At 66.7% G+C, this 22,107-nt stretch carries 17 protein-coding genes; 9 read left to right on the forward strand and 8 right to left on the reverse strand.

Annotated features, from left to right (window positions below; translation table 11 throughout):
• Positions 1-84: 84 nt before the first annotated feature.
• The 7 genes from hemC to ACSQ86_RS07215 all read left to right on the forward strand — a co-directional run bounded on the left by hemC (position 85) and on the right by ACSQ86_RS07215 (position 8,245).
• Positions 85-996 (forward strand): hydroxymethylbilane synthase, encoded by a 912-nt coding sequence (gene hemC / locus ACSQ86_RS07185; RefSeq protein WP_436303140.1) that lies wholly within the window; start codon positions 85-87, stop codon positions 994-996.
• Between the two features lie 4 nt (positions 997-1,000).
• Positions 1,001-1,774, forward strand: coding sequence for a uroporphyrinogen-III synthase (locus ACSQ86_RS07190; RefSeq protein ID WP_436308666.1), 774 nt, complete (start codon positions 1,001-1,003; stop codon positions 1,772-1,774).
• Positions 1,771-2,850: a uroporphyrinogen-III C-methyltransferase gene (locus tag ACSQ86_RS07195; protein ID WP_436292584.1), complete on the forward strand. Its 1,080-nt coding sequence runs from the start codon at positions 1,771-1,773 to the stop codon at positions 2,848-2,850. Before ACSQ86_RS07190 ends, ACSQ86_RS07195 begins: the two co-directional genes overlap by 4 nt.
• 18 nt (positions 2,851-2,868) lie before the next feature.
• The gene (locus tag ACSQ86_RS07200; protein WP_436308667.1) at positions 2,869-4,152 is read left to right on the forward strand and encodes a heme biosynthesis protein HemY; all 1,284 of its coding nucleotides are present in this window, start codon (positions 2,869-2,871) and stop codon (positions 4,150-4,152) included.
• A gap of 220 nt (positions 4,153-4,372) precedes the next feature.
• Entirely contained in the window at positions 4,373-5,539 is a 1,167-nt protein-coding gene (locus ACSQ86_RS07205; RefSeq protein WP_093106658.1) for a polysaccharide biosynthesis/export family protein, read from the forward strand.
• A gap of 7 nt (positions 5,540-5,546) precedes the next feature.
• On the forward strand, positions 5,547-5,990 hold the full coding sequence (locus ACSQ86_RS07210; RefSeq protein ID WP_436303143.1) for a low molecular weight protein-tyrosine-phosphatase: 444 nt from the start codon (positions 5,547-5,549) through the stop codon (positions 5,988-5,990).
• A complete protein-coding gene (locus ACSQ86_RS07215; RefSeq protein WP_436303144.1) occupies positions 5,990-8,245 on the forward strand; it encodes a polysaccharide biosynthesis tyrosine autokinase in 2,256 nt (751 codons plus the stop codon). The genes ACSQ86_RS07210 and ACSQ86_RS07215 overlap by 1 nt, the downstream gene beginning before the upstream one ends.
• Before the next feature lie 40 nt (positions 8,246-8,285).
• Here the strand turns inward: ACSQ86_RS07215 and ACSQ86_RS07220 are convergent, their stop codons facing one another.
• From ACSQ86_RS07220 to ACSQ86_RS07255, 8 genes are all read right to left on the reverse strand, one after another.
• Positions 8,286-9,530, reverse strand: a complete 1,245-nt coding sequence (locus ACSQ86_RS07220) for a glycosyltransferase WbuB (protein ID WP_093106652.1) — start codon at positions 9,528-9,530, stop codon at positions 8,286-8,288.
• A 3-nt stretch (positions 9,531-9,533) separates the two neighbouring features.
• Positions 9,534-10,697: a glycosyltransferase gene (locus ACSQ86_RS07225; protein ID WP_436303146.1), complete on the reverse strand. Its 1,164-nt coding sequence runs from the start codon at positions 10,695-10,697 to the stop codon at positions 9,534-9,536.
• On the reverse strand, positions 10,694-12,040 hold the full coding sequence (locus ACSQ86_RS07230; RefSeq protein ID WP_436308668.1) for a hypothetical protein: 1,347 nt from the start codon (positions 12,038-12,040) through the stop codon (positions 10,694-10,696). Before ACSQ86_RS07230 ends, ACSQ86_RS07225 begins: the two co-directional genes overlap by 4 nt.
• A 37-nt stretch (positions 12,041-12,077) precedes the next feature.
• A complete protein-coding gene (locus ACSQ86_RS07235) occupies positions 12,078-13,052 on the reverse strand; it encodes a hypothetical protein (RefSeq protein ID WP_436308669.1) in 975 nt (324 codons plus the stop codon).
• Positions 13,053-13,082: 30 nt separating this feature from the next.
• Positions 13,083-14,051, reverse strand: a complete 969-nt coding sequence (gene fcl, locus ACSQ86_RS07240; protein WP_093106640.1) for a GDP-L-fucose synthase — start codon at positions 14,049-14,051, stop codon at positions 13,083-13,085.
• Between the two features lie 58 nt (positions 14,052-14,109).
• A complete protein-coding gene (locus ACSQ86_RS07245) occupies positions 14,110-15,546 on the reverse strand; it encodes a mannose-1-phosphate guanylyltransferase/mannose-6-phosphate isomerase (RefSeq protein WP_093106637.1) in 1,437 nt (478 codons plus the stop codon).
• Complete coding sequence (locus tag ACSQ86_RS07250) at positions 15,543-16,265, reverse strand: sugar transferase (RefSeq protein WP_093106635.1); 723 nt, start codon at positions 16,263-16,265, stop codon at positions 15,543-15,545. The genes ACSQ86_RS07245 and ACSQ86_RS07250 overlap by 4 nt, the downstream gene beginning before the upstream one ends.
• Positions 16,266-16,824: 559 nt before the next feature.
• Positions 16,825-19,845, reverse strand: coding sequence for an Rne/Rng family ribonuclease (locus tag ACSQ86_RS07255; RefSeq protein WP_436308670.1), 3,021 nt, complete (start codon positions 19,843-19,845; stop codon positions 16,825-16,827).
• 540 nt (positions 19,846-20,385) lie between these two features.
• On the opposite strand from ACSQ86_RS07255, the gene ACSQ86_RS07260 reads away from it, so the two are divergent.
• Entirely contained in the window at positions 20,386-21,438 is a 1,053-nt protein-coding gene (locus ACSQ86_RS07260; RefSeq protein ID WP_436308671.1) for an RluA family pseudouridine synthase, read from the forward strand.
• A complete protein-coding gene (locus ACSQ86_RS07265; RefSeq protein ID WP_436303150.1) occupies positions 21,435-22,103 on the forward strand; it encodes an HAD-IA family hydrolase in 669 nt (222 codons plus the stop codon). Before ACSQ86_RS07260 ends, ACSQ86_RS07265 begins: the two co-directional genes overlap by 4 nt.
• The last annotated feature ends 4 nt before the right edge of the window (positions 22,104-22,107 follow it).

Genomic DNA, 22,107 nt, shown 5'->3' on the forward strand with positions numbered 1-22,107 from the left:
ATTTCTCCTCGTCGGACCCGATTGGCGCATGCGTTGTTGCGATGCAACATGCTAGCATTCCACCGATCCCCCACAGCAATGGAAATGGCCTTGAGCAACATCGTGATCGCCACGCGCGAGAGCCGGCTGGCCCTTTGGCAAGCCGAGCACGTGCAGTCCCTGCTCCAGGCCCGAGGCCATACGGTCAGCCTGCTCGGCATGACCACCCGCGGCGACCAGATCCTCGACCGCTCGCTCGCCAAGGTCGGCGGCAAGGGCCTGTTCGTGAAGGAGCTCGAGCTTGCGCTCGAGGAAGGGCGCGCCGACATCGCGGTGCACTCCCTCAAGGACGTGCCGATGGATCTGCCCGAGGGCTTCGCGCTGGCCTGCGTGCTGCCGCGCGAAGATCCGCGCGATGCGCTGGTGTCGCCGCGCTATGCCTCGCTCGATGCGCTGCCCCAGGGCGCGGTCGTCGGCACTTCCAGCCTGCGCCGCGTGGTGCTGCTGCACGCGCTGCGGCCCGACCTGCGCATCGAGCCGCTGCGCGGCAATCTCGACACGCGCCTGCGCAAGCTCGACGAAGGTCAATACGACGCCATCGTGCTCGCCGCGGCCGGACTCAAGCGGCTCGGCCTCGAGGGCCGCATCCGCGCCGTCTTCGAGCCCGATGCGATGCTGCCCGCGGCCGGGCAGGGCGCGCTCGGCATCGAGGTGCGCTCCGATCGCGCCGACTTGATCGCGCTGCTGGCGCCGCTGTCGAAGCAGAGCGACTGGCTCGCCACCACGGCCGAGCGCGCCGTCAGCCGCGCCATGGGCGGGAGTTGCTCGATGCCGCTTGCGGCCCATGCACGCTGGCAGCCCGACGGCAGCCTGCGCATCGACGCGGCCTGGGGCGACCCCGACGCGGCGGCGCCTTTGGTGAAGATTCACGCGCTGGCCGAAGCCTCAGACTTCGCGCAGGCCGATGCGCTGGGTGTGGGTGCCGCGAAACTGCTGCGCGACGCCGGCGCTCACTGATGAGATGCCGTCCGCTCCAGTGATCGTCACGCGCCCCGCGCGCGAGGCGGCGCGCTGGGTGGGCGAATTGCGTGCCGCGGGATTGGATGCCGTTTCGCTGTCGTTGATCGTGATCGAGCCGCTCGACGATCCGGCGGAACTGCAGGCGGCACGCCAACGCTTGCCCGACTACGACGCGCTGATGTTCGTGAGCGCCGCGGCTGCCGAGCACTTTTTTCGCGCCGGCGGCGCGCTCCCCTCCGTGCTGCGCCAGCGCTTCTGGGCCACCGGGCCCGGCACCTGCGGCGCCCTGCAGGCGGCCGGCGTGCCTGCTTCGTCGATCGATGCGCCGCCCGCCGATGCCGAACAGTTCGATTCCGAAGCCCTGTGGGCGCACGTGCAGCCGCAGGTGCGTCCGGGTGCGCGCGTGCTGATCGTGCGCGGCGGCGATGCGTCGGGACAGCCGGCGGGGCGCGACTGGCTGGCGCGCGAGATCGCCGCTGCCGGCGGTGTCTGCGATACGGTGGTGGCCTATCGGCGGCTGGTTCCGTCCTGGGGTGCTGCCGAGCGGCAAGTGGCCGCCGAGGGTGCCGGCGGCCGTGCCATCTGGCTCTTCAGCAGCTCCGAAGCCATCGCCAACCTGTGCCGCGCGCTACCGGCAACGAGCTGGCGCTCGGCACGCGCGATCGCCACCCATGCCCGCATCGCCGAGGCCGCGCGGAATGCGGGTTTCGGCACGGTGCGTATCTCTTCCCCCGGCCTGGCGGCGCTGGTCGCGTCGATAGAATCCTTCGCATGAGCGATGCCTCCGTGTTGAACGAAAGCCTGCAGGAACCCGCAGCGCGTGCGCCCCTGCCGGCCACGCTGCAGGTCACGCCCGCGGCGGCATCGGCCGTCCTCTCCAGGGTCGTGGTGGGCTTGCTGGCCGTCGTCGCGGTGGTGGCGCTGGTGATCGCTGTGGCGCTCTGGCAGAAGGTCAGCGGCATGCAGGAGCAGCTCGCGCGCCAGAGCGCCGATGCCTTGGCGCAATCCATGGAGGCCCGCACCCTGGCGCGGCAAGCACAGGAGGTGGTGCGCGACACGGCCGGGCGGCTGGCCCTGACCGAAACCCGTGTCGCCGAAGTCGCACTGCAGCGTTCGCAGCTCGAGGAGCTGATGCAGAGCCTGTCGCGTTCGCGTGACGAGAACCTGGTGGTCGACATCGAGTCGGCCGTGCGCCTGGCGCTGCAGCAGGCGCAGGTCACGGGCAACGTGCAGCCGCTGCTGGCGGCGCTCAAGGCCGGCGACCTGCGCATCGCGCGTGCCGCGCAGCCGCGGCTCGCGCCTCTTCAGCGCGCGATGCAGCGCGATGCCGACCGCCTGCGCACCAGCGCCAGCGCGGACAGCGGCGAAGCGCTGCAGAAGCTCGACGAACTGATGCGCAGCGTCGACGATCTGCCGCCGCTGAATGCGGTCGCCGTGCGCGGTGCGGGCCTCAATTCGTGGCAGGCCGAGCCGGTGCCGGCCGACGCGCCCTGGTGGCAGCGCTTCCTGCTGATCGTGCGCGGCGAGGCACGCTCGCTGCTGCGCGTGGGGCGCATCGAGCGGCCCGAAGCCGTGCTGCTCTCGCCGGACCAGACCTTCTTCCTGCGCGAGAACCTGAAGCTCCAGCTCCTGAATGCGCGTCTGGCCCTGCTGTCGCGGCAGGTCGATACGGCGCGCAACGAGTTGGCCACCGTGTCGGCTTCGCTCAACCGCTATTTCGATCCGGCCTCGCGCCGCGTCCAGGCCGCCGCCACGCTGGTGCAGCAGCTGCAGGCGCAGGTCAGAACCAGCGAGCCGCCGCGCATCGACGAAACGCTGACCGCGCTCGCGACGGCTGCTGCCGGGCGCTAGGATTAGGGCAGGCCCTAAATGCGCGCGGCACTCTGGTTTCTCGCCCTGTTCGGCATCGCGGCCGCAGTGGCACTGTTCGCCGGCAACAACCAGGGCACGGTCACCGTCTTCTGGCCGCCGTGGCGGGTCGACCTCTCCTTGAATCTCGTGCTGCTGCTCCTGCTGGCGGCCTTCGGCCTGCTTTATGTGGCGCTGCGCGGCCTGTCGGCCCTGTTCTCGCTTCCCAGGCAGGCGCGCCAGTGGCGCCTGCAGCAAAAGGAGCGCGCCCTGTACGCGGCCCTGCTCGACGCGCTGGCGCAATTGCTGGCCGGCCGCTTCTCGCGCGCGCGCAAGGCGGCGCAGGCGGCGCTCACGCAGGAAAGAACGCTGGCCGCGCTCGACGCGCGGCTGCCGCAGGCCCAGCAGGTGCGGGTGCTGTCGCACCTGCTCGCGGCCGAGAGCGCGCAGGCGCTGCAGGATCGCGCGGCGCGCGATGCGCATCTGCAGCAGGCGCTCAACGAGAGCGCCGATCGCGCAGTTCTCGCGAGTCTCGAAACGCGCGAAGGCGTGCAGCTGCGCGCCGCCCGCTGGGCGCTCGACGACCGCGATGCGCCTGCGGCGCTGGCGCGGCTTGCGGAACTGCCGCAGGGCGCGCAGCGGCGCACGCTGGCCTTGCGGCTGCGGCTGAAGGCGGCGCGGCAGGACCGGCGTACGCTGGAGGCACTCGAGACCGCGCGGCTGCTGGCCAAGCATCGCGCCTTCTCGGATTCGGCCGCGCAGAGCATCGTGCGTGGGCTGGCGGCCGAATTGCTCTCGGGCGCGCACGATCCGGCCCAGCTGCTGCGCGCCTGGGGTGAGTTCGAGGCCTGGGAGCGCGAGATGCCTGAGGTCGCGATCCACGCGGCCCAGCGCATGGTGGCGCTGCGTGGCGATCTCACGCTGGCGCGCGCATGGCTGCTGCCGGTCTGGGAGCGCATGGTGGCGCAGCCCCAGAGCCTCGGCGAGTCCTTGCGCGTGAAGCTGGTGCGGGCGCTCGAAGCGGGTCTGGACTCGGTCGATGCCGAATGGCTGGCGCGCATCGAGTCGGCGCAGCGGAACAACCCGCGCGACGCCAATCTGCAGTACCTGGCCGGCATGGCCTGCATGAAGCGTCAGCTCTGGGGCAAGGCGCAACAATTGCTCACGCAAGCTGGCTTGGCGTTACAGGACCCGAACCTGCATCGGCGAGCCTGGCAGGCTCTGGCCCAGCTGGCCGAGGCTCGGGACGACGCCGATCAGGCTTCCGCCGCCTGGAAGCGCGCGGCGCAGACCGAGAACCCCTGAAATTGGGCCTATCCCGAGGCTCGGTTAGCTATCTTATTGATAGCTAACTATCAAATATCCACGGCCAATACGGAAACTTTCGCTGTCTCGGCGTCTCTGCCTACACGCGCATTTTTTCTCTGCCTAATGATCTACGCCGAGAAAGAATTTGACCTCAGCGCTGACTGATGTACAGTCGTAACTGATTGCAAAAGTATTCATTCTGGTCACGAACGCGGAGTTGGGTTTGAAACGTTTTCTATTACACACCGCTTTGTTTGCCTCGGCCGGCCTGCTGCTGCAGGCGTGCGCGCCATTGGCACCGGGGTTCCGTTCCGCCAGCAACGACGCCGCCCAGGCCGTCTCGCCGTCGGGCTTTTCGACCTCCGAGATCGATCCGCCGCCGCCCGGTGCGATCACCTCGATCACGCCCCAGCTGATCCGGGCGCAGCGCGCTGCGGTCGGGAATTCGGTTCCGCCGGAGGTCAAGGCGCTGGTCGGCACCCCCGAGGTCTACAAGATCGGGCCGGGCGACGTGGTCGGCATCGTGGTCTATGACCACCCGGAGATCGTGTTTAGCGCGATCCCCGCCACCACGGTGGCCGATCCGGCCAGCGTGTCGCCGGCGCCCGGCTTCATCGTGTCGAACACCGGGCAGCTGAGCTTCCCCTACGTCGGTGCGCTGAAGGTCGACGGCATGACCGTCCAGGAACTGGAGAACACGCTCGTGCAGCGGCTGTCGCGGGTCTTCAAGAACCCCCAGCTCAGCGTTCGCGTCCAGGCCTTTCGCAGCAAGCGCGCCTACATCGAAGGTGAGGTCAGGCTTCCCGGCCTGATGGTGTTCACCGACATCCCGATGACGCTCGCCGAGGCGCTCAACCGTGCCGGCGGCCTGGCCCCGACGGGTGACCGTTCCGCCATCAACCTCACGCGCGACGGCAGGACCATTCCCCTCGACCTGATGGCGTTGGCAGAGGCAGGGATCGACCCGAGCCGCATCCCGCTGAAGTCGGGCGACATGGTGATGGTGCGCGGCCGCGACGAGCGCAAGGTCACGGTGATGGGTGAGGTGGGCATCCAGACCGGCGTGATGATGCGCAACGGCAGGCTCAGCCTGAACGATGCGCTGACCGAGGTCGGCGGCGTCAACCTGGGGACTGCGAATCCGCGCCAGATCTACGTGATCCGCAACGAGACCGAAGGCCAGGCGATCTTCCACCTCGATGCGCGCACGCCGACGGCGATTGCGCTTGCAGACGGCTTTGCGCTGCGTCCCAAGGACGTGGTCTATGTCGATCCGGTCCCGCTCGTGCAGTGGAACCGCGTCCTGAGCCTGATCCTTCCGACGGCCACGACCGCGACTTCTTATCGCGATCTGGGCTCGCGCGGCGGCACGACTGGGCGATAGGCAGACCGTGACCATCCGGAACGTCCTCGTCGTGTGCATCGGAAACATCTGCCGCAGCCCGATGGCCGAAGGCCTGGTGGCCGCGGCCTTGCCCGGCGTGCAGATCACTTCGGCGGGCCTCCAGGCCATGGCCGGCCAGCGCGCGGATCCGATCGCCTGCGAACTGATGGACGCGCGCGGCATCAGCCTCGAAAAACATCGGGCGCGGCAGCTCAATCTCGACATGTGCCAGCGCGCCGATCTGATCCTCGTGATGGATCGCGAGCAGCGCCGCACGGTCCAGGAACGCTACCTCTTCGCCGCCGGCAAGGTGTTTCGCCTCTGCGAGTTCGGCGACCAGGACGTGCCCGATCCGTACCGCGCGGGTCGCAGCGCTTTCGAACGGTCGCTTGCGCTCATTGAAGGCGGTGCGCAGCAGTGGGTCAAACGCATTTCAAGAGTATCCAGTTGATGAATTCCACTCTCACTCCCAAAACAAGCCCCACCTCGCAGATCATGAGCAGCGCGGACGAGGACGACCTGGACATCGGGCGTTACATCGACGTGCTGCTCTCGAACAAGTGGCTGATCGCGGCGATCACCCTCGTCGTGTTCCTGATCGGTGCCACCTACGCGTTCCTGGAGCGGCCGATCTACGAGTCCAACATGGTGGTTCAGGTCGAGGACACGGGCACCGGCGGCAAGGGCATTCTCAGCGAGGCCGGCGGCCTGATCGACGTGAAGACGCCGGCCAATGCCGAGATCGAGATCATCCGCTCGCGCATGATCGCCGGCCAGGCGGTGGAAGCGACCAAGCTCTACATTGCGGCGAGCCCGCGCTATGTGCCCTACGTCGGCGGCTGGCTGGCGCGGCGAGCCACGGGCCTTTCCGAGCCCGGTTTCCTGGGTCTCGATGGCTATGTGTCGGGAACGGAACGCATCCTGGTGTCGAAGTTCGACGTGCCGACCCACATGGAAGGCGGGCTGTTCACGGTGACGGCGAAAGCCGACAAGCAGTACACGCTCGACTATCCCGGCATGCAGCAGCTCACCGGCACCGTCGGCACGCCGCTGAAGGCCGACACCGGCAGCGGGCCGATCGAGTTGACGGTGACCGAACTCGCCGGCAAGCCGGGCGCGTTGTTCAATCTTTACCGCTACGCGATGCTGCCGACCACCATTGCGTTGCAGTCCAGCCTGATACTGACCGAGCGGGGCAAAACCTCCGGCATCATCAACGTGGCCCTGCAGGACACGGACCCCTTCAAGCTGACGCGTGTGCTAAATGCCGTGGGCGACCAGTACGTCAAGCAGAACATCGAGCGCAAGGCCGCCGAGGCGCAGAAGACGCTGGCCTTCCTCGATGTCCAGCTGCCGCAGTTCAAGAAGCAGCTGGAGGCGTCGGAAGAGGTCTACAACCGCTATCGCAACCAGAAGGGCACGGTGGCCTTCAGCGAGGAAGCGGCGCTGGTCCTGGGCCAGGCGGTCGATCGCCAGACCAAGTTGCTGGATGCCCAGCAGCGCCGGCGCGAGCTCGAGGCCCGCTTCACCTCCGCGCATCCGGCCGTGCAGACGCTCGACAGCCAGATCGCGGCGTTGAAGACCGACATGGGCGAGATCCAGGCTCGCATCAAGGGCCTGCCTGCCATCCAGCAGGAGGCGGTGCGCATGGAGCGCGACGTCAAGGTCAACACCGAGCTGTACCAGCAGCTGCTCAACAACGCGCTGCAGCTGCGCCTGGTGAAGGAAGGCAAGATCGGCAACGTCCGCGTGCTCGACGAGGCGGTGGTGCCACAGGTTCCGGTCAAGCCGAACCGCAAGGTCATCGTCGCGGCCGCGCTGGCCCTGGGCTTGTTCCTCGGCATCGTCGCCGCGTTCGTGCGCAGCTCCTTCATCGAGCAGCGCCTGCGAGACCCGCACGAGGTGGAAGCCGATACCGGCCTGCCGGTCTTCTCGACCATTCCGCTCAGTCCTGTGCAAAGTGCGATCGCGAAGCGACGCTTGAGCGGCGCCACCGGCGTCCGCTTGCTGGCGATCGAGAGTCCGGACGATCCGGCCGTGGAAAGCCTGCGCAGCCTGCGCACGGCCATGCAGTTCGCGATGCTGGAGTCGCCGAACAACCGCGTGCTGATCACCGGGCCCACCCCAGGCGTCGGCAAGAGCTTCGTGACGGCGAACTTCGCCGCCCTCATGGCCGCTGCCGGCAAGCGCACGCTCTTGATCGACGCCGACCTGCGGCGCGGCCACACGCACCAGTACTTCGGCTTGCAGCGCCACGGCGGGCTCTCGGAGCTGATCGCAGGCAGCTTGACGGTGCAGCAGACCGTGCACCGCCAGGTGGTTCCCAACCTGGACTTCCTGGCCACGGGCCAACTGCCTCCTAACCCGTCGGAACTGCTGGTGTCGGACTCGTTCAAGACGGCGCTCGAGCGCCTGTCCGAGCAGTACGACCTGGTCGTCATCGACACGCCGCCGGTGCTGGTCGCCGCCGACACCTCCACGGTCGCGACGCATGCAGGCACGGTGTTGCTGGTGGCGCGCGCCGACCAGTCCACCATGGGCGAACTCAAGGAAAGCACGCGCCGTCTGGCGATGGGCGGCAAGGCTGCCACCGGCGTGCTGCTCAACGCGATGGATGTGGGCCGTCGGGCCTATGCCCCGTACAAGTACGGCCGCTACCGCTACACCAACTACAACTACGAGAGCATCCTGCCCGAAGAGCAGTGACGGAAGGCGCCGGGCGGCTGCCCGGCGCAGCAGGGTGGCGTCAGGTGGCCGGACGGTGCGCCATGCGCGCCACGCACGCCTGCAGATCGCGTTCGAACTGTGCCAGCACGGCATCGCGATCGAATCGCGCTTCGGCATAGGCGCGGGCACGCAGCCCCAGTTCGCTCCGAAGCCCGGGCTGCGAAGCCAGCGAGACCACTGCTGCAGCAAAAGCTTTTGCATCATCGGGCGGCACGGCGACGCCGCATTCGGATGCGACCTTGCCGAGCTCGGTCTCGGCACGTGCGCCGGCCACCACGGGCCTGCCGCTGCTCAGCATGCCGGTGAGCTTGGAGGGCATCACCAGGTCCGCCGCATCCGCGCGCTGGGGCAGCAGATGGATGTCCGCCAGGCCCAGCAGGTCGCCGAGCCGATCGACCGGCTGCAGATCGAGAAAGCGGACGTTGGCGAGCTGCTCGCAGCGCTTCATCAGTTCGGCGCGGCCGGCGCCGTTGCCGCAGAACACAAAGTGGAGGTTGGGCTGGTCCTTCAGCATGAGGGCCATCTCGGCCAGCAGTTCCAGCCCCTGCTTGGCACCCATGTTCCCCGAATAGAGGGCGACCACGGCATCGGACGGGATGCCCAGTTCGGCGCGGTAGGGGCTGTCCGCTTGCAACGGCTGGATGGCCGAGACGTCGGCCCAGTTGGGCAGGGAAATCAGTCGCGCGTCCTCGATGCCCTTGCTGCTCGCGCGCTCGATCATGCGCTGTGAAATGGTGGAGATGCGGTCGAAGCGGCGCATCAGGCCGCGCTCGACCGCGGCAACGAAGGCGCGCAGGCGCGCGCCCTTGAGCAGCCCGAGCTCGAAGGCGGCGTCGACTTCGTAATCCTGGATGTGCAGCCAGGTCTTGGCCGAGCGCAGCCGCGCGAAGACCAGCGCCGCCGGCGTGCAGAAGAGCGGTGGCTCCGTCACCCACACGAGGTCGGGCTTCCAGCGCCATTGCGCGAACAGGGCCGGCACGCTGGCGAGCGCGAAGCTCGCCAGGTGCAGAAGACGCTTCGCGCCGCTGACCTTGCGCGGCACCCACAGCGGCGTGCGCAGCACCGTGGCGCCGCGCCAGGTCTCTTGCGTGTAGCGCGAGGCGCGGTAGCCCGGCCAAACCGCCCAGTCGGGGTAGTAGGGCGGCGCGGTCACCACGCGCACCTCGTGTCCTCGCGCGGCCAGCCACGCGACCATTTCTCCAGTGTATTTGCCGATGCCGGTCAGTTCCGGCGCGAAATTGATTCCGTAGACGAGCAGCTTCATGGATCAGGCGGGTTGCGGCGAGTGTTCGCGAATGGTGCGCACCAGCATTTGCGCCACCTGCTCCATCTGGAACCGGCTGTCGAAGCAGCGCAGCGCGGCGACGCGCATCGCCGCGAGTTCGGCGGGTGTCGAGTCCAGCCAGCGTCGCAGCAACGCGATCGTGCCATCCAGCGTGTCGGACTCGACGAAGCCCGCGTGGTCGGCCGCGATCTCGCGCCAGATGTTGACCTTGTCGCTGATCAGCACCGGCCGGCTGCAGGCCAGCGCCTCCGCCACCGCGATGCCGAAGTTCTCTTGGTGCGAGGGCAGGCAGAACACTTCGCACGCATGGAACGCGCCCCATTTCAAGTCGCCCGACAGCATGCCGGTCCAGCTGACGCGCGAGGCGATGCCGAGGCTGGCCGCCCGGCTTTGCAATTGACGGGTCAAGCCTTCGTCGCCGGGGCCCGCCATCACCAGATGGACATCCGGTGCATCGGCCGCCGTGCGCGCAAAGGCGTCGATCAGCAGGTCGCAGCCTTTCTTCTCGTGGATGCGGCCCAGGAACAGCAGCAAGCGCTTCTGCCTCAGCTCGGGAAAGGACGAAAGAAATGCCTCGGACAAGGCCTTGGCGTCCTGCGGCGGCACGGTGGTGCCATAGGAGCCGACCACCTCTCGGCAGCGATAGAGCCAGAACGACTGCCGTGCGAGCAGGCGTTCTTCCTCGCAGGTGAAGAGCACGGCGGACGCATCGCGCAGCACGCGGTATTCGCCCCAGGGCCAGTAGAGCCACTTCTTGAGGTGCTTGAGCGGGTAGCGGTGCTTGAACCACGGATCGAGCATGCCGTGGCTGTAGACGAAATAGGGCGTGGACGAGCCGTGCAGGGCGCGCCAGGCGGCGAAGCCGACGTACTGCCAGAGCCCGTTGACGATGACGGCGTCATAGTCGCCGGCGTGCGCCTTGAGCCACGGCACCAGGCGCTCGTTGTAGCCATAGCTCGAGATCGAGGGGCCGGTCGCGATCACCTTGCCCGGATAGTCGGCAACGAAGCCGGCGTCGGGGCTGTCCAGGCTCACGAGGTCGCCTTCGTGCCCCATGCCCGCCAGCGCATCATGGATCCGCCGGACTCCCTCGATGGGGCCTCCGCCCCGGGGATCGACGGATGGAATGAGATGAAGCAGTCTCACGATCGCGAGGCGCGGCTTGGGAAGATTTCGAGCCTCGGATAGCGGAGAACCAGGAGGGCGTAGGCCAGCATGATGCCGAGCAGGGCATTGGCCGTCAGTTGGCCGAGCGCAGGCCAGCTGACCACGGCGAGCGCGGTGGTGAGCCATACCAGCACCGCATAGGGGGAATTCGTCTTGATCGAGGCCCGCAGGCTCGACAGCAGGCCGACGGCCAGCGCCAGGTACTTGAGTGCGATGTAGGCGACTCCCAGCAGGCCGCCCTCCATCAGGATGCGGCCGCCTTCGGCTTCCGCGAGCGCGAAGACATCCGCCGCTCCTGTGCGAACGTAGGTCGCGAGGTTGGATCCGAAGCCCACGCCGTAGCCCAGCCAGCTCATGAGGTCGTAGACCCAGGGTTCGCCGAACAGAACGGTAAGAACCCGTTCGCCGAAGTCTTCTGCCTGCGCCGCCTGCTCGAAGCGTGTCTGCGTGACGCCGATGGCATCGCGGAAAACGTAGGCGAAGAGCGCCGTCATCGCGAGCACGACGACGACCGCGACCGCTGCGCCCACCTTGTTGCGCGCTTTCGAGAACAGCAGCCTGCCGAGCAGGTAGGCCATGAGCATCATGCCCGAGGTGATCGCCGCCGTTCTGGAGCCGCTCACCAGCGCGCCGGTGACGAAGGCCACGAAGACGGCCATCGCAAACAGGAACTGCCTGGTGTTTCGCTTCCTGGCGCCCAGAATGCCGAACACCAGCGGCGCCACCATCGTCAAGTAGGTGGCATAGCCGGAGGTGAAGCTGAAGGTCCCGGTGGTGCGGACCACGCCCACCACCGCGACGAAGACGCTTTCCTCGTCGCCGTCCAACTGGGTGTTGATACGCGCGCCGGGAGGCGAGTAGTGCTGCAGCACGGCCAGCGGTGCCAGCAGCAGCATCACGAGGGCTGCCGCAAGGATCGCAGCCCGGTAGTCCGTTTCGTTCATGGCGGCGGCCGCCGCGACGGCGAACCACGTGTACAGGAGCCAGAAACGCAGGCCGATCACAAACACGACCGGCGAGCTTTCGCCGCCGACGAGCTGCAGCAGTCCCCAGCCGAGCACCAGGCAGGACCATGCGAGCATGACGGCCGTGATCTTCTTGTGGCGCCTCAGGTAGCCGTGCCTCAAGGCGTAGACGACCAGCGCGAGGGCCAGCAGGTCGCGCAGAAGGATCAAGGGAAGCGTGGACGCGGAGGACACCCACTTGCGCACCGCGCCTTCGAAAATGACGATCAGGAATACGGCAAGAAAAAGCTGGCCGGCGCGGCTGAGCGACGCGGCCCGGTTCGTCGCGCGAGGGACGCTTGCGGCGATCGCGCTCATGGTCGCGTCCTTCCGGATTGCATGCCGTTGCTGTTGCTCACCTTTGCACCTCGGTGGTCATTGTCCGAAGCGCAGCGACATGCGCATCGATGCGATGCGGTTCATACCACTTGTGCGCTTCGTGTCCGATGACGCGCGGATCGACGGCCGACCGGTCGACCGCGTCGAAGCCACGAGCATAGTGCACATTGGGCGTCAGGCCGTCGTGCACGCCATACTCGTCCGACAGCAGAATGGGACAGACGGCGTGTGAACTGTAGGCTGCGAAGATGCTGCTCTTGGACACGTAGTCCGGCGGGTAGGCGAGGGCGCCGTAGTCCGCGCTGGACAGCGCCAGGCTCACCTGTTCGGCCGACAGCTTGCCGTGCGCGATCACGCCCTCCTGCACCAGTCGCTGGGAGAGCGGGCCCTCCGGCATCGCCGGACCGATGTCATGGATCTCGAGGCCGTTGCGCTTGGCGCAGCGGAAGAGTTCGCCGTCCGACCATTCGTAGGACTGGGCGCGGATGCCGGCGCTGCCGAAAACCACCAGCTTGCGCTGCCGTTCGGTCTCGATCGAGGCGGGCTCGCCCACATTCGAGAACACCGGCAGCACCCGGTGCGGCGTGGCCTGGGAACGCTCCAGCAGCCAGCGCGCGGATTCCTCCCGGTTCGTCAGCCAGAAATCGGACAGGAGCAGCAGGTCGCGCGCGATCCGCTGCTGGCAGCCGCTGAGCCAGAACGCCGAGCCCCACGGCGGGCCGGTCGCGAAGAGTTCATGGAAGACGATGCCGAAGGCCTTGAACTGGGTGCGCAAGCCGTCGATCTTCTTGACCAGCCACAGCGGAATGCCGCGCTTCTGAAAACCGTAGCCGCTGAAATGCAGGAGCAGGAACTCTCCCTTCAGCGACGCGGTGTCGGTGTTGCGTGTCAGCTCCATCAGCGGCGCGTGGAGCGGATTGCCCAGCACCGTCGCATAGTCCCGCACGCCGCCCGTGCCGGGCGGAATCAGGGAGATGGAGGTGGCATTCATGCTGGGCATCGACGCAGGGAATTCAGGTCCTCAGGAAGGGATGAGTTCTTCGCTGCAGAAATCCTCGTAAGCGCGCTCCACGCCGGCGCGCAGCGTCATCCTGGGCTTCCAGCCGAGTTGACGAATCCGCGAAATGTCGAGCAGCTTGCGCGGCGCGCCATCGGGCTTGCTCGTGTCGCAGCGGATGGTGCCGCGGTAGCCCACCACCTCGCTCACCAGCTGCGCGAGTTCCGCGATCGACTGGTCTTCGCCGCTGCCGACATTGATGTGGCTGGCCGTGGGCTCCGTATGGGCCGCGTAGATCTCGCGCGGAAGATCCATCACGTGGACGCAGGCGCTTGCCATGTCGTCGACGTAGAGAAACTCCCGCTTCGGAGTCCCCGTGCCCCAGATCACGACCGAGGGCGCATCCGCGAGCTTGGCTTCGTGGAAGCGGCGGATCATCGCGGGCAGCACGTGGCTGTTCTCGGGATGGTAGTTGTCGCCCGGGCCATAGAGGTTGGTCGGCATCACGCTGCGGAAGTCGCAGCCGTACTGGCGGTTGTAGCTTTCGCAGAGCTTGATGCCGGCGATCTTGGCGACGGCGTAGGGCTCGTTGGTCGGCTCCAGCTTGCCGGTCAGGAGTGCGTCCTCTGCCATCGGCTGTGCCGCGAGCCGCGGATAGATGCAGCTCGAGCCGAGAAAGAGCAGCTTGCTCACGCCGGTGCGCCAGGCCTCGTGGATCAGGTTGGCTTCGACCATCAGGTTCGAATAGATGAACTCCGCCGGATAGCTGTTGTTGGCGTGGATGCCGCCGACCTTGGCCGCCGCTACATAGACCTCCTGCGGCCTTTCCTCGGCGAAGAAGGCCCGGACCTGCGCCTGGTCCGTCAGGTCGAGTTCGGCACGACTCCGGGTGACGAGGTTGGTGTAGCCCTTCTCGACCAGGCATCGCACGATGGCGCTGCCCACCATGCCGCGGTGCCCCGCGACGAAAATCCGCTTCTGAAACTCGCTCATGGAAATAGACCTTGGTACGGGGTGAAGGTTGGGCCCGGTGCTCCCCCGGCCGGAGCGATCAGGCGAGTCGTCTGCGTTGACCGTCGGCACGCTCGGGCAGATCGTCGAAGCGCACGATGTCGTCCTCGCCGAGGTAGCCGCCCGTCTGGACTTCGATCACTTCGAGGATGGTCTTGCCGGCATTTTCCAGCTTGTATCGGGCGCCAACGGGAATGTAGATCGATTCGTTTTCCTTGACCAGGAGCACCTTGTCGTCGCACACCACTCTGGCCGTTCCCTTGACCACGACCCAGTGTTCGGCACGATGGTGGTGCATTCGCAGCGCAAGGTGCGCACCCGGCTTGACCGTCAGGCGCTTGACGGCGAAGCGCTCGCCGTCGTCGATGCTGTCGTAGGCGCCCCATGGTCGCGGAATGCGGCGATGCCGGGTGGCCTGGCTGTGGCCCTGCGTCGTGAGCAAGGCGACCACGTCCTTGACCTGTTCGGCACAGTCGCTGTGCGCAACCAGAAGCGCATCCGGCGTGTCGACCACCAGCAGATCCTTGGTGCCCAGGGCCACGACGGGACGATTGGGCGCATAGATGAAGGTGTTGCGCGCACCCATGGCAAAACCCTGGCCGCTGATCCGGTTGCCGTCGCCGTCCACGTCGTGCAACTCGGCGACCGCGTTCCAGCTGCCGACATCGCTCCAGCGACCCTGGAAGGGAATGACGGCAACCCGGTCGCATTTTTCGAGCACCGCGTAGTCGATGCTCTGGCTGCGGCAGCGGCCGAATGCGGCGCTGTCCATGCGCAGGAAATCGCCGTCCGTTTCGATGGCCGCGGTGGCCAGCCTGCAGCTTTCGAGGATGTCGGGCGCGTGCTGCTCGACTGCGGCGATCAGCACCTTGGCCTGGACCAGCAGGATGCCGGCGTTCCAGAGGTGGCCGCCCGCGAGCAGCAGCTGCTCCGCGTGCGAGGCGGCCGGCTTCTCGACGAATGCGGCCACGGCATGACCCGCCTCTTCGCCCAATGCCTCATCGAGCTTGTTGCCCTGGCGGATGTAGCCGTAGGCGGTACTGGGAAAAGTCGGCTCCACACCGAAAGTCACGAGGTATCCGGCCAGCGCGGCAGGAATCCCCTTCTGAATCGTGGCGACGAAGCGGTCTGCATCCGGGATGTGGTGATCGGCGGGTGCGAACAGCAGCAGCTGTTCCGGGTCGGCCAGAAGGGCAATCGCCGACATGGCGGCCGCCGTGTTGCGTGCCATCGGCTCGAGCAGTTGCTTGCCGCAAACATCCGCTGCTTCGATGCTTTCCTGAACCAGGAAGCGGTGCTCTTCTGCCGCAACGCAAGTCACCTCGGTATTCAACCGACGGAGACGTTCGAGCGTGAGCACCAGCAGGTTCTTGTTGTCGATCAGCGGGACGAATTGCTTGGGCAGGGTCTTGCGCGACAGCGGCCACAGGCGGGTGCCGCTGCCGCCGCACAGGACGATCGGCTGAATGACGCTCACCTCGAACCCTCTCCGGTGATGACTGCACGCACGGTCTTCAACAGAATCTTGATGTCGAGCCACAACGACCAGTTGCTGACGTACTCCATGTCGAGTTCGACCCGTCTTGCGTAGGACAGGCGGTTGCGGCCGCTGACCTGCCACAGGCCCGTGATCCCGGGGCGCATGGCGCAATAGTGTTCCCAGCCCTTGCCGTAGAGGCTGCGCTGACGCTCCATGCAGGGGCGCGGACCGACCAGGCTCATGTCGCCCTTGAGCACGTTCCAGAACTGGGGCAGTTCGTCGAGGCTCAGCTTGCGGATGAACTGGCCGATGGGCGTGATGCGCGGATCCTTCTCGAGCTTCTGAAAAGTGTCCCACTCGGTGCGGGCCATGTCGTTGCGGCTCAGGAATTCGTCCAGCACCACTTCGGAGTTGTGCACCATCGAGCGGAACTTGTAGAAGCGAAACCTCTGGCCGCTTTCTCCAAGGCGGTTCTGCCAGAAGTGGACCGGACGGCCCATGCTGATGCGCACGCCGAGTGCAACGAGCAGATAGAGGGGCCCGAAGAGAATGAAGAAGGTCAGCGCGCCCACGATGTCGATGGCGCGCTTCGTCGCGCGTTCGAGACGAGTGAGTCTGCGTGGTTGTACATACGCTGGAGGCGCGGACGATCCGCCGCCATCAGGGGTGAAGCGTCGGACCACGTTGCCGTGTGCGGTCGAGTCGGAACGAAACATTTAAATATCCCCCAGACGGGTGCTGCCTCAACTTCAGAGTCAGAGCGTGGCAGTGTAACGCTTTACTACTATTCGCAAGAATTTGAACACAAGATTCCTTCGTTGTCTTGTGAACAAAAGACGTACACCCTTCGTTGAGCGATGTAAGTTGCGCACTCTGTGAACAAGCCTCTACATTGATTTGGTGCAGTGCAGCATATTCGCCTGAAGTGTAGGTCTTTTGTATGACAACATGTTAACGCTTATTGACGAGTGAGTGTTGTTTGCAAGCGCCGTTCGTCGATTTCGTGACTTAGTTCTTGCTTCCAGAGTTGCTGCAGCGCAGCAAGCATATGGCGTGCCGCAAGAATCCAAAAGGATTACAAAAAGCTACCGCAGCAGCTTGGTGGGGTATTCGGGGTTGTAAAGAAGTTGCAATGGCGCGCTGGGTAGGCGGCATGGCAAGCGATAGCGATGCGCAGTGGGCGGCGCTGACGCTGGCGCAGGCCCCCAAAATGGTTTGGCAGGAACTGCCGATGTCGAACGAGAGGGAGGCGGGCTGCCTCCCTCCGCACTGTGCTTACTGGCGCACGCCGGCCTCGCGCCCGGCTTCTTCGAATGGCAGCACCATATTGCCGAGGTCGCGACGGGTTTCCACCAGCACCAAGGGGCCTTCGTCGATCACGATGGCGGGCGGACGCTCGCGGGGCACATGGATGGGCTTGGGTTCTGCCGCGATCGCCGCGCGAACCTGCGCCACACGTTCGGCATCCGAATTCACCCAATGCAATCCGGAGCCTTCCGCCACTTGGGCGAGTTCGTCCAGCGGCAGCTCGAAGGGCTGAACCTTCGGCAGAGCGCGCGAAGTCGCGGGCTTGGCCTCGACCACGATGGGCATGGAGGGTGCGACAGCGGGCCGTTCGGTGCGAGGCGCCGACGGCGCCGTATCGATCTCGATGCCGTCGTAGGCGCCGGCGGGTGCTGGAGAGAGCGCAGATGCGGCCGCAATCGCTTCGCCCTCTTCGCGCGGGCTGCGCTCGCGGCGGTCTCGGCCGTAGCGATCGCGCGAGCGGCCCCGGCGCTCGTCGCCGTCACGGCGCGGCGCGGAATCCCCGCTAGCTGCTGCTTCATCGGCGCTACCCATCTCGGTGGGTTCGGCAGCAAGCGACTGAACTTCTGCGGCGGAAGGCGTTTCGACGGGGCGCGGGGCACCCTCATTGCGCCGCTCGCGGCGGCCCTCGTTGCGCTCGCCGCGGGCTGCGCGCTCCTCGCGGCCGCCGCGCGCACCACGATCGGCTGAAGCGCCATCCTGTTGTTGCGAGCTGTCGGCGTTCGCAGCGCGGGCGGCGTCGCCCGTGCGTTCACGCGCTGCGTCTGCACTGCGCTCACCGCGTTCCCGACGTTCGCCGCGTCCGCGCGGTGCGCGTTCCGCGGGGGGAGCACCTTCGTCGCCTGCGAACGCATTCGGTGCGATCGCCTGTGCGTCGAGCTGGACGTCGCTTGCTTCGGTCGGCAGTTGGCGCTGGTCGCTGTCGCGACGCTCGCCGCGGCCGCGGCGCTCACCATCGCGCGGCGCACGCGCTTCGCGGGGCTCGCGCGGTTCGCGGACCTGGCTCTCGTTGCGCGCCTCGCCACGGACTTCGCGTCCTTCGCGGCGCTCGCCTTCGCGGCGCTCGCCGGAGCGGCCGCCGCGGCGTTCGCCGTCGCGTCCACCGCGGCCTTCACCGCGTCCGCCGCGGCGCTGCTCGCCATCGCGCGCGGTGCGTGCCTCGCCGTCGCGTCCGCCGCGAGCATCGCGGCGCGGCTTGGGCGCTTCCACAGGAATCGTGGGCGGGACGGGTGCCGGGACCGGCGCGGCGCCGAACAGGCTCTTGATCCAGCCGAACAGGCCCGACTCGGCGGGGGCGCGTGCGACGGGGGTGGCCGCAGCAGGCGCGGGCGCCGGGGCGACTGCCGGCGGACGCACCGCTTCGGGCTTCGGCATTGCCGCCGGTGCCGGTGCATCGGGCAGCACGCCCTTGATCACCGGCGTCTGCTTGTTGGTGGGCTCCTGCGAGCGTCGCGTGACCGAGGTCGGGTCCTCGATCTCGTCGGCCATCTTGTAGCTGGCTTCGATGTGGTCGAGGCGCGGGTCGTCGTGCTTCAGGCGCTCCAGCTTGTAGTTGGGTGTTTCCAGCGTCTTGTTGGGCACCATCAGCACGGTCACGCGCTGCTTGAGTTCGATCTTGGCGATCTCGGGGCGCTTCTCGTTGAGCAGGAAGGATGCAACTTCGACCGGCACCTGCACGTGCACGGCGGCCGTGTTGTCCTTCATGGACTCTTCCTGAATGATGCGCAGGATCTGCAGCGCGCTCGATTCGGTGTCGCGGATGTGGCCCGAGCCGCCGCAACGGGGGCAGGGGATCGACGAACCTTCGGAGAGCGCCGGCTTCAGGCGCTGGCGGCTCATTTCCATCAGGCCGAACTTGCTGATCGAGCCGAACTGGACGCGTGCACGGTCCTGGCGCAGTGCGTCGCGCAGGCGGCTTTCGACCTCGCGGCGGTTCTTCGACTCGTCCATGTCGATGAAGTCGATGACGATCAGGCCGCCCAGGTCGCGCAGGCGCATCTGGCGGGCCACTTCGTCGGCGGCTTCGAGGTTGGTGCGGGTGGCCGTTTCCTCGATGTCGCCGCCCTTGATGGCACGCGCCGAGTTCACGTCGACCGAGACCAGCGCCTCGGTGTGGTCGATCACGATCGCGCCCCCGCTGGGCAACTGCACCGTGCGCGCATAGGCCGATTCAATTTGATGCTCGATCTGGAAGCGGCTGAACAACGCGGCGTCGTCGCGGTAGCGCTTCACGCGCGCGGCGTGTTCCGGCATCACGTGGGCCATGAACTGCTGCGCCTGGTCGTAGATGTCGTCGGTGTCGATCAGGATGTCGCCGATGTCGTGATTGAAGTAATCGCGGATCGCGCGGATCACCAGCGAGGACTCCTGGTAGATCAGGAAAGCGCCCTTGCCGCCCTTGGCGGCGCCGTCGATGGCGGCCCACAGCTTGAGCAGGTAGTTCAGGTCCCACTGCAGTTCGGGCGCGGAGCGGCCGATGCCGGCGGTGCGCGCGATGATGCTCATGCCCTTGGGGTACTCGAGCTGGTCCATCGCCTCCTTGAGCTCGGCGCGGTCGTCTCCCTCGATGCGCCGGCTGACGCCGCCGCCGCGCGGGTTGTTGGGCATCAGCACGACGTAGCGGCCGGCTAGCGAGATGAAGGTGGTCAGGGCTGCGCCTTTGTTGCCGCGCTCTTCCTTCTCGACCTGGACCACCAGTTCCTGGCCTTCGCGGATCGCGTCCTGGATCCGGGCCTGGCTGGCCGAGACGCCTTCGGCGAAATACTGCTTGGAGATTTCCTTGAACGGCAGGAAGCCGTGGCGGTCTTCGCCGTAGTCGACGAAGCAGGCCTCCAGCGACGGCTCGACGCGCGTCACAACGGCCTTGTAGATGTTGCCCTTGCGCTGCTCGCGCCCTTCGATTTCGATTTCGTAGTCGAGGAGCTTTTGCCCGTCGACGATGGCCAGGCGGCGTTCTTCTGCCTGCGTGGCGTTGATCAGCATCCGCTTCATGATGCGTTTCCTTTGTCTGTTCTATCGTTCTAACCGGTCCATGACGGACCTAACGATGCACGGACGACGCGTCGCGAAACGAAGGAATTGCCGCTGTGCCCCGGCTGCTGCTGGTTGCCGCGCGGACGCGAGCAACCGTATCGAGCGTCAGCTCAATGACAGCCGGGGTGGGGGCGCATGGATGGGCGCGAGCCCGATATGGTGTTGACGCGCTATATTTTCTATAGCAATTGGCGCAATGGTGGCGCGCTCTGCCGACGATTCAATGCCCGAGGCCGCTGGCATCAGCCAGCGCAGGCAAAGTTGAATCAGCAGTATCAACACAAGGTACTCGCTTCGATCCGCCGGCAGCTTTGGGTCTGCCGGCTGGGTATTCCGTATCGGTGTTTCGTGGGCGTCGGCTTGACTTTGATGTAGCGCCCGCCGCCTTGCGCGTTGGCGCGTGGCTTGCGGGCTCAACGCCTAAGCGGCATCGACCTCACAGCGCCTCCGGCAGTGCTCTAAACTTCTGATTAATCAAGCACTTACAAGACCGCGCTGGTGAAAAACATTATAGGTGCGAAGCCAAGCCCCGCGGCAGCAGAAGTTCGCTTTCTGACGGTCGATGGGGAATCTGCGGGCCAAAGACTCGACAATTTCCTGTTCCGGCAGCTCAAGGGGGTGCCCAAAACCCATGTTTACCGGATCATCCGGTCGGGCGAGGTGCGCATCAACAAAGGACGCGTGCAGGCCGAAACCCGCCTGGCGGAAGGCGACGTGTTGCGGCTGCCGCCGGTACGGGTGTCGGCACGGGGGGCAGAGGGCGGCCTGCCGCCCGCACCCGCGCGCGAATTCCCTTTGCTGTATGAGGACGATGCCTTGCTGGCGATCGACAAGCCGGCCGGCGTCGCGGTTCACGGCGGCAGCGGCGTGAGCTTCGGCGTGATCGAGCAGCTGCGCACCGCGCGCCCTGCGGCGCGCTTTCTCGAGCTCGTGCACCGGCTGGACCGCGAGACCTCGGGCATCCTGCTGGTTGCCAAGAAGCGAAGCGCGCTGACGGCGCTGCAAGACCAGTTTCGCGAGCGCGAGACCGGCAAGACCTACCTGGCGCTGGTCGAAGGCAGCTGGCCCGCGAACAAGAAGGTGCTCGATGCGCCGCTCGCCAAGTACCTTTTGCCGGGTCAGGCCGGCTCGGCTGAGCCGGGTGAGCGGCGCGTGCGCGTGGTGGCCAAGGACCATCCCGACGCGATGCGCGCCGTGACGCTGGTGAAAGTCCTGGCTCGCGTCGCCCTCCCGGCGGACGCCGCTTCCTTTTCGCTGCTCGCCGTTACGATCAAGACCGGTCGCACGCATCAGATTCGCGTCCACCTCGCCTCCGGCGGCCATGCGATCGCGGGCGACGACAAGTACGGCGACTTCGAGCGCAATCGCGCATTGCAGAAGCTCGGCCTCAAACGCATGTTCCTGCATGCCTGGCGACTGCAGTTCACCCACCCCGCGAGCGGAGAGCGCATGGCGCTGCAGGCTGACCTGCCGCCGGAACTGCATGCGCTGATGCCGCGGGCTGCGCTCGATGCGCTCGCTGCCCACCCCTCGACAGCCTCTCACTCATGACTGACATTCGTCCCCGCCGTTTCGACCTGATCGCTTTCGATTGGGATGGCACGCTCTATGACTCGACGCGACTCATCGTGCGCTGCATCCAGGCCGCGGTGGTCGACGTCGGCGGCGCCAAGCCGAACGAGAACGACGCCGCATGGGTGATCGGCCTGGGCCTTGCCGAAGCGCTGGCCCGCGCCGCACCCGATGTACCGAAGGAGAAGTACGCCGAGCTCGGCGCGCGCTACCGCTATCACTACCTGCAGCATCAAGACGACCTGGTGCTCTTCGACGGCGTCCTGCCGATGCTCGATGCGCTCCACGCGCGCGGCCACAAGCTGGCCGTGGCCACGGGCAAATCGCGGCGGGGGTTGAACGAGGCGCTCGCCACCGTCGCGCTGCGGGACCGCTTCGACGCCTCTCGAACGGCCGACGAAACCTTCGGCAAGCCGCATCCGCGCATGCTGCTCGAATTGATGGAAGAGCTGGACGTGCCGGCCGATCGCACCTTGATGATCGGCGACACCACGCATGACCTCCAGCTCGCGCTCAACGCCGGCTGCGCGAGCGTGGGCGTGAGCTATGGCGCGCACGAGCCGGACAGCTTCGACGTGCTGAAGCCGCTGCATGTGGCGCACTCGGTGTCCGGCCTGACGCAATGGCTTCTCGAGAACGCATGAAAAT

It is taken from the genome of Variovorax sp. LjRoot130 (assembly GCF_964253755.1).
Classification (GTDB): domain Bacteria; phylum Pseudomonadota; class Gammaproteobacteria; order Burkholderiales; family Burkholderiaceae_C; genus Variovorax.

Excerpts from the sequence above, each read along its gene's own strand:
- ACSQ86_RS07250 (WP_093106635.1), bottom strand. The coding sequence starts at position 16,265 with ATGTTTCGTTCCGACTCGACCGCACACGGCAACGTGGTCCGACGCTTC.
- ACSQ86_RS07220 (WP_093106652.1), bottom strand. The coding sequence starts at position 9,530 with ATGAAGCTGCTCGTCTACGGAATCAATTTCGCGCCGGAACTGACCGGC.
- ACSQ86_RS07195 (WP_436292584.1), top strand. The coding sequence starts at position 1,771 with ATGAGCGATGCCTCCGTGTTGAACGAAAGCCTGCAGGAACCCGCAGCG.
- ACSQ86_RS07215 (WP_436303144.1), top strand. The coding sequence starts at position 5,990 with ATGAATTCCACTCTCACTCCCAAAACAAGCCCCACCTCGCAGATCATG.
- ACSQ86_RS07190 (WP_436308666.1), top strand. The coding sequence starts at position 1,001 with ATGCCGTCCGCTCCAGTGATCGTCACGCGCCCCGCGCGCGAGGCGGCG.
- hemC (WP_436303140.1), top strand. The coding sequence starts at position 85 with ATGGCCTTGAGCAACATCGTGATCGCCACGCGCGAGAGCCGGCTGGCC.
- ACSQ86_RS07200 (WP_436308667.1), top strand. The coding sequence starts at position 2,869 with ATGCGCGCGGCACTCTGGTTTCTCGCCCTGTTCGGCATCGCGGCCGCA.
- ACSQ86_RS07265 (WP_436303150.1), top strand. The coding sequence starts at position 21,435 with ATGACTGACATTCGTCCCCGCCGTTTCGACCTGATCGCTTTCGATTGG.
- ACSQ86_RS07255 (WP_436308670.1), bottom strand. The coding sequence starts at position 19,845 with ATGAAGCGGATGCTGATCAACGCCACGCAGGCAGAAGAACGCCGCCTG.
- ACSQ86_RS07235 (WP_436308669.1), bottom strand. The coding sequence starts at position 13,052 with ATGAATGCCACCTCCATCTCCCTGATTCCGCCCGGCACGGGCGGCGTG.
- ACSQ86_RS07230 (WP_436308668.1), bottom strand. The coding sequence starts at position 12,040 with ATGAGCGCGATCGCCGCAAGCGTCCCTCGCGCGACGAACCGGGCCGCG.
- fcl (WP_093106640.1), bottom strand. The coding sequence starts at position 14,051 with ATGAGCGAGTTTCAGAAGCGGATTTTCGTCGCGGGGCACCGCGGCATG.